14 protein-coding genes are annotated in these 14,852 nt (G+C 63.5%); 4 read left to right on the top strand and 10 right to left on the bottom strand.

The window, feature by feature from the left end; genetic code table 11:
- Window positions 1–198: 198 nt before the first annotated feature.
- Window positions 199–792 (bottom strand): hypothetical protein, encoded by a 594-nt coding sequence (locus SZ63_RS06035; RefSeq protein WP_048182637.1) that lies wholly within the window; start codon window positions 790–792, stop codon window positions 199–201.
- Window positions 789–1,499 (bottom strand): hypothetical protein, encoded by a 711-nt coding sequence (locus SZ63_RS06030; protein ID WP_241481260.1) that lies wholly within the window; start codon window positions 1,497–1,499, stop codon window positions 789–791. The genes SZ63_RS06035 and SZ63_RS06030 overlap by 4 nt, the downstream gene beginning before the upstream one ends.
- Window positions 1,500–1,737: 238 nt before the next feature.
- Between SZ63_RS06030 and udg the strand changes: the two genes are divergently transcribed.
- Window positions 1,738–2,355 (top strand): type-4 uracil-DNA glycosylase, encoded by a 618-nt coding sequence (udg, locus tag SZ63_RS06025; protein ID WP_048182631.1) that lies wholly within the window; start codon window positions 1,738–1,740, stop codon window positions 2,353–2,355.
- Window positions 2,356–2,362: 7 nt separating this feature from the next.
- Window positions 2,363–2,794 carry a bis(5'-nucleosyl)-tetraphosphatase gene (locus SZ63_RS06020; protein ID WP_048182629.1) on the top strand — a complete coding sequence of 144 codons (432 nt, stop codon included), beginning with the start codon at window positions 2,363–2,365 and terminating at the stop codon, window positions 2,792–2,794.
- 24 nt (window positions 2,795–2,818) lie between these two features.
- Here SZ63_RS06020 and SZ63_RS06015 read toward each other — a convergent pair whose 3' ends face one another.
- From SZ63_RS06015 to SZ63_RS05995, 5 genes are all read right to left on the bottom strand, one after another.
- Window positions 2,819–3,151 (bottom strand): DUF1622 domain-containing protein, encoded by a 333-nt coding sequence (locus tag SZ63_RS06015; RefSeq protein WP_048183726.1) that lies wholly within the window; start codon window positions 3,149–3,151, stop codon window positions 2,819–2,821.
- Between the two features lie 72 nt (window positions 3,152–3,223).
- On the bottom strand, window positions 3,224–3,991 hold the full coding sequence (locus SZ63_RS06010; RefSeq protein WP_048182626.1) for an ABC transporter ATP-binding protein: 768 nt from the start codon (window positions 3,989–3,991) through the stop codon (window positions 3,224–3,226).
- Window positions 3,988–5,100, bottom strand: coding sequence for a FecCD family ABC transporter permease (locus tag SZ63_RS06005; RefSeq protein WP_048182623.1), 1,113 nt, complete (start codon window positions 5,098–5,100; stop codon window positions 3,988–3,990). The genes SZ63_RS06010 and SZ63_RS06005 overlap by 4 nt, the downstream gene beginning before the upstream one ends.
- 30 nt (window positions 5,101–5,130) lie before the next feature.
- The gene (locus SZ63_RS06000; RefSeq protein WP_048182620.1) at window positions 5,131–6,285 is read right to left on the bottom strand and encodes an iron ABC transporter substrate-binding protein; all 1,155 of its coding nucleotides are present in this window, start codon (window positions 6,283–6,285) and stop codon (window positions 5,131–5,133) included.
- A gap of 270 nt (window positions 6,286–6,555) precedes the next feature.
- Complete coding sequence (locus tag SZ63_RS05995; protein ID WP_048182618.1) at window positions 6,556–7,710, bottom strand: iron ABC transporter substrate-binding protein; 1,155 nt, start codon at window positions 7,708–7,710, stop codon at window positions 6,556–6,558.
- A 313-nt stretch (window positions 7,711–8,023) separates the two neighbouring features.
- Here SZ63_RS05995 and SZ63_RS05990 point away from each other — a divergent pair, with 313 nt between their 5' ends.
- Together SZ63_RS05990 and SZ63_RS05985 are read left to right on the top strand one after the other, a co-directional pair.
- Complete coding sequence (locus SZ63_RS05990; RefSeq protein WP_338151814.1) at window positions 8,024–10,060, top strand: acetate--CoA ligase family protein; 2,037 nt, start codon at window positions 8,024–8,026, stop codon at window positions 10,058–10,060.
- 109 nt (window positions 10,061–10,169) lie between these two features.
- Complete coding sequence (locus SZ63_RS05985) at window positions 10,170–11,573, top strand: MBL fold metallo-hydrolase (RefSeq protein WP_048182612.1); 1,404 nt, start codon at window positions 10,170–10,172, stop codon at window positions 11,571–11,573.
- 14 nt (window positions 11,574–11,587) lie between these two features.
- Here SZ63_RS05985 and SZ63_RS05980 read toward each other — a convergent pair whose 3' ends face one another.
- The 3 genes from SZ63_RS05980 to SZ63_RS05970 all read right to left on the bottom strand — a co-directional run bounded on the left by SZ63_RS05980 (window position 11,588) and on the right by SZ63_RS05970 (window position 14,754).
- Entirely contained in the window at window positions 11,588–12,130 is a 543-nt protein-coding gene (locus tag SZ63_RS05980; protein WP_048182609.1) for an OsmC family protein, read from the bottom strand.
- Window positions 12,131–12,146: 16 nt separating this feature from the next.
- Window positions 12,147–14,312, bottom strand: coding sequence for a thioredoxin domain-containing protein (locus SZ63_RS05975; protein ID WP_048182606.1), 2,166 nt, complete (start codon window positions 14,310–14,312; stop codon window positions 12,147–12,149).
- Window positions 14,313–14,451: 139 nt separating this feature from the next.
- Window positions 14,452–14,754, bottom strand: coding sequence for an Hsp20/alpha crystallin family protein (locus SZ63_RS05970; RefSeq protein ID WP_048182603.1), 303 nt, complete (start codon window positions 14,752–14,754; stop codon window positions 14,452–14,454).
- Window positions 14,755–14,852: the final 98 nt, after the last annotated feature.

Genomic DNA, 14,852 nt, shown 5'->3' with positions numbered 1-14,852 from the left:
CTGCTTCACTTAACCGGCTCTCGCCGGTTGCAGGTACGATTTGCGCCCGCATTCCCACTTTTCTGTTCATTTTGTTTCCCTTCTATGGTGGTTCCATGCTCGTTCCGGCAACCTGCATTTTCCCGCATCGCCCTCCCCTACGCTTTCACATCACCCTGTTCCATGAGAGAGGGGAGAGGGGCGTCGGTTCCGCTTCGGTCACTCCCATTCAGTCGCATCCCCGTACGAGGGGTAGAGGTAGAAGATCGTCGTATCGTCATAGGCCATCAACACCCTCTCGTTGTGATGATCGACGACCACAAACAGGCCCATATACGGGTTTACCACCTGGTGATAGTCTTCCTCCTCGGGGAAGGGTTCTGACGTCCACGGGTGCCCCCTCCAGATCGTGGCGCTGCAACGTCCTCTGCCGGTCTGCCTCTCCCATTCGTCCACTTCGATGAAGAACGACAGCGACAGTTCATCGTTCCTGAACTCCACGTCGATGTGCTCCCGGTTCGGGTCCTCCCCCTCAAAGCCCGTCCGGATCGAGGTGATCTGCCATCCGCCCTCAAACAGAATCCCGGCCCGCTGGTCGGCGAGGACGATCTCGATCACCTCTGTTGCGTTGACATCGAACGTTCTCACCGGGATCTCGGATGTGTTGATCGGGATCGAGACGTTTTCCCGCTCGTAGTGAAGGACCGGGGGAGAGGTAGCGTTTTCCGTGGCGTTCGCCCCGGGGAAGTCGATGCACCCGGCCCCGAGCGCCAGGAGCAGCAGCGTAAGGGAGAGAATGAAGATCCGCTTCATCCTGACGCCTCCACGCTTTCATACCACTCTCTCCCGTACGAGGGGTAGAGGTAGAAGATCGTCGTTTCGTTGTAGACCATCACTACCCGATCGTTGTGGTGATCGAAGACATAGATCCAGTCAACGCCCCTTCTGGGCGTCCAGTTCTGGTGATAGTTCTCAGGGTAGGGGCCTGCAAATGGGCCTCCAAGCCAGCGCGGGACGTTGCAGCGCCCCCAGCCGGTGTGCCCCTTCTGTTCGTCCACTTCGATGAAGAACGACGGTGACGGTTCATCGCTCCGGAACTCTACGTCGACATGCGTCTTCAAGTCGTAATCAAAACCTGTCCGAACCGAGACTATCTTCCACCCGCCCTCAAGCAGGGCCCCGGCCCGCTGGTCGGCGAGGAGGGTCTCGATAACCTCCGTGACATTGGCGTCGAATCCCCGCACTGGAATCTTGGATGTGTTGATCGGGATCAAGACGTCCCCCCGCTCGTAGTGGAGGACCGGGGCGGGTGTGACGTTTTCCGGTGTGCTGGTGCATCCGGCCCCGAATGCCAGGAGCAGCAGCGCAGCGAGAAGAGCGAGAGTCTGTCTCATCCGGCTCTCTCCGCGGGTGTGGAGTCGTGCCCGTGAGGGGTTCTGGCCGGTTCCCGCCCGTCGGTAGTACCCGATCCGGGCGGGGGCGGCTGCCGGAGGCTGTACGTCATGATTGAGACTCGGCATCCCTCTATAAACGATTTCTGTGTCACGCATCTACTCGTCAGACCCGTGCCGGACCACCTCCCCGGAGACCGGCCTCTATAAGCACGAAGACGGTGCCGCGCCGGCTGGTGGGAACCGTAGCCGAACGGCCGGCACCGCCCCTCTCCCTCCCGGACCGATCCCGGGCGGGTAGGATAGAATCCGGCGCCAAAACACAATGCATAAGAAGGTTATACGAGTTATTGTCAATAGTGTGGGCATGGCAGAGGAGACGGAGAGCAACGTAGCGATAGAGAACCTTGCCGCCGTCATCGGCGAATGCCGGAAATGCCCCCTCTGGGAGAACACCCACCATGCAGTCCCGGGAGAAGGGAACCCCCGGGCTGGCCTCATGCTCATCGGCGAAGCACCGGGAAAGCAGGAAGACCTCACCGGGAGGCCGTTCGTCGGCCGGGCGGGAAAACTCCTCGAAGGCCTTCTATCGGGTATCGGCCTGACCCGTGACGACGTCTTCATCGCGAACATCGTCAAGCACCGGCCGCCCGGGAACCGCGACCCCCGGGACGAGGAGATCCTGGCCTGCACCCCGTACCTCGAGGAGCAGATCAGGATCATCAGGCCGAAGGTGATCGTGATGCTGGGCCGGCACTCGAGCAGGTATATCCTCTCGTTCCTGCCGGTCGAGTTCGACCGGATCACGGAGATCCGGGGGACGGTCTACCCCGCCCTCCTCTTCGGTCACCCGGTCCGCCTCATCCCCACCCTCCACCCTGCCGCCGCGCTCTATAACCCGGGGTACCGGGAGTCCCTGGAAGAGGACTTCCGGATCATCGGGCGCGAACTCGCGGCGGCCGGAAACTCCACGAGACAGGATTGAAGAGATCATGGCAAAAGAGCGTTCATGCGGGGCAGTCGTCGTCCGACGGGATGCGGATCTCCAGTACCTCATCCTGAAGTACGGGGCCGGTCACTGGGATCTGGTGAAGGGGCACGGTATACGCGGCGAGAGCGAGGAAGAGACGGTGCTCCGCGAACTTGAGGAGGAGACCGGGATCACCCGCGCAGGGTTCGTCCCCGGGTTCCGCGAGGAGGTTCACTACTTCTTCCAGCGTCGGGCGCATACGGTCTACAAGGAGGTCGTCTACTACCTCATCGAGACCCCGGAGGAGAAGGTGACGCTCTCGGACGAGCACATCGACTACCGGTGGCTCCCCTACGACGAGGCGCTGCAGACGATCACCTTCGCGAACTCGAGAAGAGTCGTCGAAGGGGCGCACGAGCACTTAACGGCACTGCAGGGCCGGAAGAGCGAGTGACTGAAAGCCCCGCCAAACCCCCTTTTACAACTTTCTCTCCTCGGGAAGTTCTTTCACCTCCTGTCCAAGGAAGTAACTTACGACGGTCCTGATGGCGACGAGCGCCCCGAGGATGGTCAGATCCTCGAGTGTCGGTTCGAGGATCGTCTTTAAGACATCGGCGGCAACGAAGAACTCGAGACCGATCAGGATGCGCGTGGTGAAGAACCACCTGATGTCGTGGTAACTCTGCTTTCGGAGGCGTGTCTCCCGCGCCAGGAGCTCGATGATCGCGATCGCCGCTCCGTAGACGATAAAGAGCGCCCCGAACGTCCCGAGGACTATCTCGGCGATTCCGATGAACGTCTCGAGTATCATATGCCCCCGGCCGGGCATATCGGCGACGGCGGGCTTATACGTTACTCTTCATGAGCCTGGAAGGGCTGGATCTCAGGCGCTCTCCGGTTCCAGGGGCACGACGAAGCGGTACCCGTTGTATCGTTCGACCGTTACGGGGACGCCGTAGACCGCCTCAATGATCTCCGGCGTCACCACGTCGGAACCCCCTGCGGCATGGATGACGCCGTCCTTTAAGAGAATGAACCGGTCGGCGTAGCGAAGCGCCATGTTCAGGTCGTGCATCGTCATCACCGCGGCGACGTCGTGCTCTGCCGTCACGTGCCTGACGATCCCGAGGATCTCGATCTGGTTCTTGAGGTCGAGGCTGCTCGTCGGTTCGTCGAGGAGCAGCACCCGGGGCTCCTGCACGAGCGCTCTCGCGATGCTCACTTTCTGGAGTTCCCCGCCGCTCATCTCGTCGATGTATCGGAGCGTCAGGTTCTCGAGACTGAGCATCCGTATCGCCGCCTCGACGATCCGGATGTCCTTCTCCGTCACGTCCCACCCGATATGCGGCCGGCGGCCGAGGAGGACGGCGTCGAAGACGGTCAATCGGGCCGCCTCGCACCGTTGCGGGACGTAGCCGACTTTCCGGGCGATCTCCATCCTGTCGGCGGTGAGGAGGTCCGCCCCCTCGATGAGGACGGATCCGGCCCTCGGCCGCAGGATCGCGTTCATGCACTTCAAGAGCGTCGTCTTCCCGACACCGTTCGGCCCCAGGATCGCGAGAATCTGATGGGGCCGGAGATCGAACGTGATATCCCGGATGACCGGAGCGCTCCGGTAGTTGAACGCCACGCCGTCGACGTCGAGGATCATCGCCGGTACCCCCTAAGCAGCAGGTAGATGAAGACCGGTGCGCCTAAAAATGCCGTGAGCACGGCGACGGGGAGGATGTAGGGAGCCACGATGATCCGGGCGACCGTGTCCGAGGCCAGGAGGAGGATCCCGCCCATGACGCATGAACCGGGGATCAGGTAGCGCTGGTCGTCGCCGATGAGCCGTCTTACCATGTGCGGGCAGACGAGCCCCACGAAGCCGATGACCCCGAGGAACGAGACGATCACGGCGGAGACGAGCGCCGCGACGACCATCCCGACGTCGCGAACCCGCTCAACGCTGACGCCGAGGCCCTTTGCGGTCTCGTCGCCGGCGTCGATCGCGTTGTAGTTCCAGCGGTTCGCGATGAAGTAGAGCGAGGCCGCTATCGTGACGAAGGCCATGATCCCGAGTTCCTGCCAGCTGGCCCGTCCGACGTCGCCGAACGTCCAGAAGACGACGGCGGCGAGCTGGGTGTCGTCGGCGAAATACTGCAGGAACATCGTCCCCGCCGTGAAGAGCGAGGAGAGGGCGACGCCGGCGAGGACCATCACCTCGGGGGAGGCCCCGCGTATCCGGGAGATAAGCAGGATCACGGCCGTCGCAAGGAGACAGAAGATGAACGCCACCAGCGTCGTCACGTAGGGGTTGTTTAAGGTGACGGCGTCGGCGACCGTGGAATGCATCTGTCCGGTGCCGAGGACGATGACCGAGACGGCCGCCCCGAAGGCGCCGGCGTTCGAGATGCCGAGCGTGAACGGCGACCCGAGCGGGTTACGAAGGATCGACTGCATGGCGACCCCGGCCACCGAGAGCCCCACCCCGGCGACGATCGCGGCAAGCGCCTGCGGGAGGCGGATGTTCCAGACGATCCGGTCGGTGCTGGATGGGTTGAGAGCGGTGCCGGGGTTGAGAAGCAGGTTAATCCGATCGACGATACCGTTCACGATGGAGAGGAAGACTTCGTACGGGGGAATGCTCACCGCGCCGACCGATATGGATACGATCAGGAGGAGAAAGAGGAGGACCACGCCCCCGAGTATCCAGAGGTGCTTTCGGCGCACGTAGCCCATGTAGTCGGCGGGGATGGCCCCGTCTGCAAAGTGCATCTCGTTATCTCCTCCTCTCAAAGTCCGGCATCAGAGCGGGATCTCCTGAAAGCCGAGGTTCCGGTACTCGTTGTTGTGCTCGTCGAAGACCGGTTTCCCGACGAAGAAGGTGTAGATCTCGTCCGCCTTCTCCCCGGGGTCGATGTCGGCGAACCGGTCGGGGTAGAGGGTCTTGCCGATGAAGTAGGCGTCGGCAAGGATGGTCTCGTAGTTCACGCTGTAGAAGTTGTACGGGAGTACACCGTAAACACGGCCTTCCTTCGCGGCGGAGAGGCCCTTGAGCGCGGGATCGGTCTTCAGTTCCCCGATCGCCCCGTCGTTCTCGAGCTGGGTCGTCCCGAGGTCGACGAAGATGTACTCCGGGTCCCAGTCGACGAGCGCCTCTTTCGCGACGTCGGCGTGGGCGGTGCCGAGTCCTGCGGCGGCGTTCTTGGCATTCACCCAGAGGAAGGGCGGGTAGGCGGGCTCGGTGGAGATGATGCCGTGGGCGCCCGCCGAAGAGACGCCGCCGATGTAGGCCGTTTTTTGCTCGCTCTCGGGGATGTCGGCGGTCCGGGCTTCGAGGTCGGCGATCGTCGCCTCGATGTAGGCGATCACCTCTTCGGCACGGTCCTGCTTATCGAGGACCTCGCCCATCGTGCGGAGCCCGGCATACATCTCGGCTTTTTCGGCGTCGTTCCTGAGCGATCCGTAAGGGAACGCCACGACCGGGATGCCGGTTCTCTCCTGAAGTTTGTCGGCCTCGGGGCCGCTGGTGCTGTACGCCGTTCCGGTGGAGCCGGTCTTGAAGATGACCGCGGGGCCTATTCCGAGGATCTTCTCCGGGTCGTCCTTGCCGCGGAACTCACCGATCAGGGGGAGGTCTTTGAACTGCGCCCCGTAGGCGAGGGCGTAAGGACGGCCTTCCATCGGCTGGTCCTTCTTCTCCTGGTCGTCGACGCCGACGGCGAGGTCCTGGCTCTGCAGGTAGACGAGGTAGCGGAGGCACCCGGACCCCGAGCAGACGACGGTCTCCGGCGGCGACGGGACGGCGACCGCCCGGCCGAAGCCGTCGGTGACCGTGACGGTCTCGCCGGCGCCGCCCTGGACGGTTCCGGTGCCGGTGCACCCTGCGGCGAGCATGACAAGAACGAGGGCCGCAAGCGTTGCGGCCGTGAGGACTCCTCTGTATCGGAACGGTGGCATACTAATATCTGTAGTAGTAACATTGTTTATTATAGTTATCGAATCGCCACCTATCAGGTGTGACTCGATTTAGATTCGTAATACCTGCGCCGATAATCGGCCGAACCGGTGTAGTTCCTCAGGGTTCGGGAGCCCTTCCTGACCGCATGCCCGGAGAGCATGAGAGCAGGGCGCCACACCGCGCGCTCCGGCCGTGCCGGCCGGGAAGAGAAGGATGCTCTCTGCAGTAGATACCTTCTCTTCCGTCCTGTCCGCCCGAGCGTTCTTCCGTTACAGCGGGATCTCCGTGAATCCAAGATTCCTGTACTGGCTGTTCAGGTCGGAGAAGACCGGTTTCCCGATGAAGAAGGTGTAGATCTCGTCCGCCTTCTCCCCGGGGTCGATGTCGGCGAACCGGTCGGGGTAGAGGGTCTTGCCGACGAAGTAGGCGTCGGCGAGCACGGTCTCGTAGTTCGTGCTGTAGAAGTTGTACGGGAGTACACCGTAAACACGGCCTTCCTTCGCGGCGGAGAGGCCCTGGAGCGCGGGGTCGGACTTCAGTTCCCCGATCGCCCCGTCGTTCTCCATCTGGATCGTGCCGACATCGATGAAGACGTATCCGGGGTTCCAGTCGACGAGCGCCTCTTTCGCGACGTCGGCGTGGGCGGTGCCGAGTCCTGCGGCGGCGTTCTTGGCATTCACCCAGAGGAAGGGCGGGTAGGCGGGCTCGGTGGAGATGATGCCGTGGGCGCCCGCCGAGGAGACGCCGCCGATGTAGGCCGTCTTCTGCTCGCTCTCGGGGATGTCGGCGGTCCGGGCTTCGAGGTCGGCGATCGTCGCCTCGATGTAGGCGATCACCTCTTCGGCACGGTCCTGCTTGTCGAGGACCTCCCCCATCACGCGGAGCCCGGTGTACATCTCGGCTTTTTCGGCGTCGTTCCTGAGCGATCCGTAGGGGAACGCCACGACCGGGATGCCGGTCTTTGCCTCGAGCTTATCTGCGTCGCCGGCACTGGTCGCGTATGCCGTTCCGGTGGAGCCGGTCTTGAGGATGACCTGCGGGCCTATTCCGAGGATCTTCTCCGGGTCGTCCTTGCCGCGGAACTCGCCGATCAGGGGGAGATCCTTGAATTGCGCCCCGTAAGCGAGGGCGTAGGGCCGGCCTTCGATTGCCCGCCCCTCCTTCTCGATATCGTCGACGCCGACGGCGAGATCCTGGCTCTGCAGGTAGACGAGATAGCGCAGGCACCCGGACCCCGAGCAGACGACGCTCTCCGGGGGCGACGGGACGGCGACCGCCCGGCCGAAGCCGTCGGTGACCGTGACGGTCTCGCCGGCGCCGCCCTGGACGGTTCCGGTGCCGGTGCACCCTGCGGCGAGCATGACAAGAACGAGGGCCGCAAGTACTGCGGCCGTGAGCATTCCGGTGTATTTTGGCATAATCATACGATCAAAAATGATTGTAGCACTATTTATTATATCTTTCTAAATTTGGTTTATTCGGTGAGATTAAATTTACAGGAGTTTTACTGGTGCGATCACGGCACCCCCCCGGGTTCGCACTCCGTTCCCGGCCACCCTCTGCCGTTTCATGGAGTCCGGTCCGCTGCATACCGGTTCTGCAATTTTTTTTGTGGAAACCCGTCTCAATCCTCCGGGACGGATAATTATTATGAGCGATCCGACCAATCCGTGCAACAGGGCGCCGATCGTGCCTGACAGGATCGGCCTACCGCGAGGAATACCCATGCCGGAGAGGATGTTAACCGAATCTGAGGGCTACCGCCTTCTCGAATCGTGCGGGATACCGGTGCCGCCCCATCATCTCGCCGCCAGTGCCGGGGATGCACGGGTGGCCGCCGGGCGAATAGGCTATCCCGTCGTCATGAAGGTCATCTCCCCGGAGATCGTCCACAAAAGCGACGTCGGCGGAGTCATCACCGGGATCGAGAGCCCCGATGGGGCCGAAGAGGCGTTCCGAACAATCATGCAGAACGCCGCCGCCCGTGCCCCGGAGGCGACGGTCATCGGGATCATCGTCGAGAGAGAGATGCCCGCGGGGCTCGAGGTGCTGATCGGCGGGAAGACCGACCCGTCGTTCGGGAAGGTCATCACGTTCGGTCTCGGGGGGAAACTGGTGGAACTCCTCGAAGATGTCTCCATCCGCGTGCTGCCCGTCACCGACGCCGAGATTCGTGCCATGATCCGTGAGATTGAAGGCTACCGGCTCATCCGGGGATACCGGGGAGAGCCCCCGAAGGACGAGGAGGCGCTCGTCCGCGTCATCGCCGCGATGGCACAGGCTTTCATCGAAGACCCCCGGATCCGGGAGTTCGACCTGAACCCCGTCATCGTCTACGAGAACGGCGTCAGCGTCGTCGATGCGAGGATCATCGTCGGGGATACCGCCGGGGGCGCGGCCGCCCGGCTCAGGGTTCGGGCACCCCCGGACATCTTCTACCCGGAATCCATTGCCGTGATCGGCGCCTCCGCAAGCCCGAACAAGGTGGGCTACTCCGTCCTCCGGAACCTGCTCTCGTTCCCCGGGAACCTCTATCCGGTCAACCCATCGAGAAGCGAACTCTTCGGGCGGAAGACCTACCCCACCGTTCTGGATATCCCGGGCCCGGTCGACTGGGCGGTCGTCGCCGTGCCCGCCCGGATCGTCCCGGAGGTGATGGAGGAGTGCGGGAAGAAAGGCGTCCGTCTCGCGGTCATCGTCACCGCCGGGTTCCGCGAGATCGGCGGTGAAGGCGCGGTTCTCGAAGAGGAGGTCACGGCGATTGCAAAGCGGCACTCCATCAGGATCATCGGCCCGAACTGTCTCGGGATCATGATGCCTCACATGGGGATCAACGCAACGTTCGACCCCGTCTCCCCGAGGGCGGGGGACGTCGCCTTCATCTCCCAGAGCGGCGCGATCATCACCACCGTCGTCGACTGGAGCCTTCCCGAGGAGTTCGGGTTCTCGACCGTCATCAGCGTCGGCAACCAGGCGGATCTCGGGTTCGAGCATTTTCTCCGGTTTGCCGAGCGGGACGAGAAGACCCGGTCGGTCACCCTGTACGTCGAGGAGATCCAGGACGGACGCGGGTTTATGCAGATCGTCGGCGAGGTCGCCGGAAGAAAGCCGGTGGTGGCGGTGAAGTCGGGTTCGTCCCGGAAGGGCAAGGCCGCGGCGTCGTCCCACACCGGGTCGCTTGCCGGGAGTTACGAGGTTTACGTCGCGGCGTTCCGGCAGGCGGGAGTGATCCCGGCCCGGAGCCTGCGGGACGCCTTCAACCTCGCGGAACTCCTGGCCTCCGAGGGCTACCCGAAAGGGAGACGTGCGATCGCCGTCACCAGTGCGGGCGGGTTCGCCGTCCTCGCCTCCGACTACGCCGAGGCGTACGGGGTCGATATGGTCGACCTCCCCGACGACGTGCTCCGCGAGCTCAATGCGTTCCTCCCGCCGTTCTGGAACCACTCGAATCCCATGGATATCCTCGGGGACGCCGACGCCACCCGGTTCGCCGCTCTCTTCGACGTACTGATCCGCCACCAGGACTTCTGGGACATCGCGTTCGTGATCGCCGTGCCGACCACACTCGTCGATCCGGCGCACGTCGCGAACGAGATCGTCCGGTTCTCCAGGAACACGGAGAAGATGGTGGTGGGCTGCATGCTCGGCGGCGACAGCATCAGGAGCGGGCTGCGCATCCTCCGGGGCTCCCGGATCCCGAACTTCGAGGAGCTCGAGGATGCGTTCAAGGCGGTGGGCGGCATCCTCGAGGTGAGGGCCGTCCGGCAGGAGTGAGCGGCCGGCGACGCCCGGTCTCTCTCCGTATCCCACGGAAACCTTTTATATATCCGCCCCGTATCCCGGCTCATCGGAACGGGTTCCACCACCCGGGAGATGAATACGGATGTTGTTTGAGAAGATTAAGTCCGATATCCTTGCTCACAACTCATACATCGTCGGGGCGGGCGGGGAGGCGGCGGTCATCGATCCGAGGCGCGACTGCCTGGTCTACGCGGCCGTCGCCGAGCGCGCGGGCATGAAGATCACGAAGATCTTCGAGACGCACAAGAACGAGGATTACGTCATCGGCTCCCGGGAGCTCGCCCGCCCGACCGGGGCGGAGATCCTGCACGGCGCCCGGGAGGATTTCAAGTTCGGCACCGGCGTCCGTGAAGGGGAGACGTTTTCGCTCGGCCCGCTCGAGCTCGAGGTTCTGGAGACGCCCGGCCATACCGTAGAGAGCATATCGCTCCTGCTCCGCGATCGGTCGGTCTCCGGGGATCCCCTGATGGTCTTTACCGGCGACGCGCTCTTCGCCGGGGATGTAGGGAGAACCGATCTCGCCGGCGAGGATAAGCGGCGGGAGATGTCGGAGATGCTGTATACGAGCCTGCACGAGAAACTCCTCACCCTCCCGGACAGCGCGATCGTCTGCCCCGCCCACGGCGCGGGATCCGTCTGCGGCGGGAACATCAGCGACCGGGAGTACACGACCATCGGGTTTGAGAAGGCGACGAACGGGCTGCTCTCTCTCTCGAAAGAGGAGTTCGTCGAGCGCAAGGTGAGCGAACGGCTCTACGAGCCGCAATATTTCAGGATGATGCGAAAACTCAATCGGGAAGGGCCGCCCCTGATCTACAACCTGCCGCACCTGCGGGCGTATTCGGCCCGGGAGATTCGTTCGCTCATGGATAAGATGGCGCAGATCGTCGATATCCGGTCCCCGACGAGTTTCGCCGGCGGGCATATCCCCGGGACCATCAGCATCTGGCGGGAAGGCCTCCCCCTCTACATGGGCTACTACTTAAACTACGAGGGCCCGATCATCCTCGTGGACGACTTCAACCTGGACCTGGATCACGTGGTGCGCCACTTCGTGCGGCTCGGCTACGACAACATCTCGGGATACCTCGCGGGGGGGTTTGCGGCCTGGTTCAAGCAGGGCGAGATCGTCGAGCGCTCCGGCACCTGGTCTCCTCCCGACCTCGCCGAGAACCTGGACGACCCGTCGATCTGGGTGCTCGACGTCAGGAACGTCAATCACCGGGAGGAGGATGGTCACATTCAGGGGTCGCATCACATCTACGTCGGGCATCTCGAGGAGCATATCGAGGAGATCCCGGAGGATAAGCGGGTCGTCGTCCACTGCGATGCCGGGTACAAGGGGAGCCTTGCGGCGAGCATCCTCGAGAAGCACGGGTTTAGAAACGTCATAAACCTGCTCGGCGGCACGATTGGGTGGAAGGCGGCGAACTATCCGCTGGTCAAAGACGAGGAGAGAGTTGTTTCCGCCTCTCCGCCGGTGTAGAGGCGGGGACGTGATCAGGCCCCGGATCGGGGTTCAGAGAGCGCCGCCTCCTCCCCCCCGATACAGATCCTGACCGGCACCCTGCCCTCGAGCGATGCCGCGACCGGCGAGCGCCGGTAGCCGTGGTTCACGAGTTCTTCGATCGTCTCCCGCGGCGCGTCGGCATCCACCCGGACGGTCAGGCGGATCTCCGCCAGTCCCGGTCGAAGATCGCCGATATTGAGGAACCCGCCGAGATCGAGGTCGCCCGCAACATCGATCTCGATCGAATCGACCTCGATCCCGTCTTCCGCCGCGCTGTAGGCGATCCCGGTCGCGATGCAGGCGGAAAGTCCCGTCAGCATCAGTTCCGTCGGGCCTGGCCCGCGGTCGGTTCCGCCGAGGACGGCCGGTTCGTCGGCCGGGACAGCGAAGTTCCGGACGATCGTGGTGGAGTGGGCACCGCCGTTCCAGCTCGTGATGGCGGAAATGGTCTTGCTGCCCGCTGCCGGATCCTCCTGCATCACCTTCTTAAGAGCGTTCACCCGCTCCATATCGACCCCGTTTCGCCCGATCATGGTGTACCCCCTGAAGTCAGGCGATCGGCTCCGACGGCCGTCCGGTCGTTCTCACGAGCCGCACCATCTCGTCGGGATCGGTCGTCGGGATGTCGCAGGCGTAGTTGGTGCAGACGTATGCCGTCGCCTTCTCCTCGATCATCACGATGTCGCGGGTGAACCCGGCCACCTCCACGATCTCCGGCTCCTCTTCGTTGGAAGGACGGAAGATGATGACGGCGTCGGGCGCGTAGTGCGACCGGATGGCGCCGATCATCGCTTTCGTATCCTCCGCGCCCGGAACGCCGGATATGATCACCTCGAAGTTCGGCCCCAGCATGAACTCGAGACCGGTGAGGAAGTGGGAGCAGGCGGTAGGAGATTCGCTGACGGTTCCGGCAAAGACGCGTCGTATCCGCTCCGCCGTCTCCTCGAGTTCGAGGTTCGCCGTCATCCGCCCGAGGACGAAGAGGGCGTACATGGCCACGCTGTTGCCGGAAGGGATTGCCCCGTCGTAGACCGGTTTCTGTCGGACGGGGACGTCTGCATCGTCCGGCACGAAGAAGAACCCCCCCTGGTTGCAGTCCCAGTAACGGGCGATGAGGTCCCGGGAGAGGTCGACGGCGGTCTTGAGGTGACCGGGGACAAACGACGCCTCGTAGACCTCGATGAGCGCCCAGATCATGAACGCGTAGTCGTCGAGGGTTGCCGCGAGGCCGGCCTCGCCGCCCCGGTAGCGGTGGAGGAGCCGCCCGTCCTGCCCGCGAAGATTCGTGAGGACGAACGCGGCCGCCTTCTCCGCCGCCGCCAGGTAGTCCGGATCGTCGAAGACCCGGGCCGCTCTCGCGAGGGCGGCGATCATGAGGGCGTTCCAGTCGGCGAGGATCTTGTCGTCCTTTCCCGGGCGGACACGCCGCTCGCGGGCCGCAAGGAGTTTCTGCCGCCCCTCCTCCACGAACCACACCAGATCGTCCTCCGAGGTTTCGAACTCGTGCGCCCAGGATGCGAGAGGCCGGCGCAGGCGGAGGACGTTTCTGCCCGTCCTCTTCCCTCCGGGCTGCTCCCGGTAGTTCCCGGGCTCCGTGACGTTGAAGATCCGCGAAAACCGTTCGCCGTCCTCTTCCCCGAGAACGCCGAGGATCTCGTCCTTCGTCCAGAGGTAGAACTTCCCCTCCTCCCCCTCGCTGTCGGCGTCCTCCGCCGAGTAGAAGCCTCCGCCCGGATCGGCCATGTCCCGCAGGACGTAGGCGATCGTCTCCCGGGCGATTCTCGCGAACTCTTCTCTCCCTGTCGCGAGGTGAGCCTCCGTGTATGCCAAGACGAGGAGTGCCTGGTCGTAGAGCATCTTCTCGAAGTGCGGGACGAACCACTCCGCGTCCGTCGAGTAGCGGTGGAACCCGTGGCCGATCTGGTCGAAGATCCCGCCACGGCGCATGGCATGGAGCGTCTTCTCGACCATCGTGTATGCCGGCTCCTTCCCCGTCCGGTTCCCGTACCGGAGCAGGAATATGAGGTTGTGCGGGGCCGGGAACTTGGGCGCATCCCCGAACCCCCCGTTCTCCCCGTCGAAGACCCGGAAGAAGGTGTTATAGGCCTCGTCGAGAACCGCCTCGCCGGGTTCGCCCTCCTCCGTCGGGGTTCTCGCCGCGCCCTGCAGCGCCTGGATGACCTGGTCGCCGGCGTTCTCGAGTTCCTGCCGCTGGTTCTGCCAGACCTTACTGATCCGGGGGATGAGATCCAGAAGGCCGGTCATCCCGTAGCGGCTCTCCTTGGGGATGTAACTCGCCGCAAAGAAGGGTTTTTTGTCGGCGGTCATCAGAATGGTGAGCGGCCATCCTCCGGCACCGGTCAGCGCGTGGGCGGCCGCCATGTAGACCTGGTCGATATCCGGCCGCTCCTCGCGATCCACCTTGATACAGACGAAGACGTCGTTTAAGAGTTTCGCGACCTGCGGGTCGGCAAACGATTCTTCTTCCATGACGTGGCACCAGTGGCAGGCCGAGTAGCCGATGGAGAGGAATATCGGTTTTCCCTCCTCCCGCGCCCGTGAAAACGCTTCCTCCCCCCAGGGATACCAGTCGACGGGGTTATGGGCGTGCTGGAGGAGGTAAGGGCTCTGTTCGTTGATCAGCCGGTTCGGTGGCGATTCCTCCCGCACCGGGGCTTCCGGTGCTTCCGGGTCGTATCCGCGTGCCGGGTTCATATCCCTGACGTGCGGATGCTGGCTAATAAAGGTGACTCCTCCCGGCGGACGGAGCGGTCGCGGGGTGCGGACGGCCCCCTCCCGCTATCGGGGCGCAGGGCACCCGGCGGTAAAAAAGAGATCTGCCTCGAAGGGCCCTTCACTCCGCGATGGGGATCTCCTTCGTCTCCTCCGCGGCCGGCTGCATGTAGGGGACATCCACGGCCAGCAGGCCGTTTCGGAATGTCGCCTTCGCCCTGTTGGTGTCGACCGGACAGCCGATCGCGTAGGTGCCGACGTAGCGTACGTCGCCGCGGGTTGCATCGATGGAGAAACTGGTCTCCTGCATCTTGAACGTGATGTCCTTCTTATCGACCCCGGGTAGCTCGATCTCGATGTGAAGGTTCTCTTCGTTCTCATCCGAGTAAGCGCAGACATAGGGTGCGACTCTCAACGCTGCCATCTCATAACCTCCTATTCGGCAACAGAGGTGCGGGGGTGCTATTTAACGTTTGCCTCCCGCCCGTGACCCGGCCCGGGAGCGGCACCAACCTGCCGTCC

This window comes from Methanoculleus sediminis (genome assembly GCF_001017125.1).
Taxonomy (GTDB): domain Archaea; phylum Halobacteriota; class Methanomicrobia; order Methanomicrobiales; family Methanoculleaceae; genus Methanoculleus; species Methanoculleus sediminis.
Note: the sequence above shows the minus strand (reverse complement) of the source record. Positions and strands in the feature narration are given on the sequence as shown.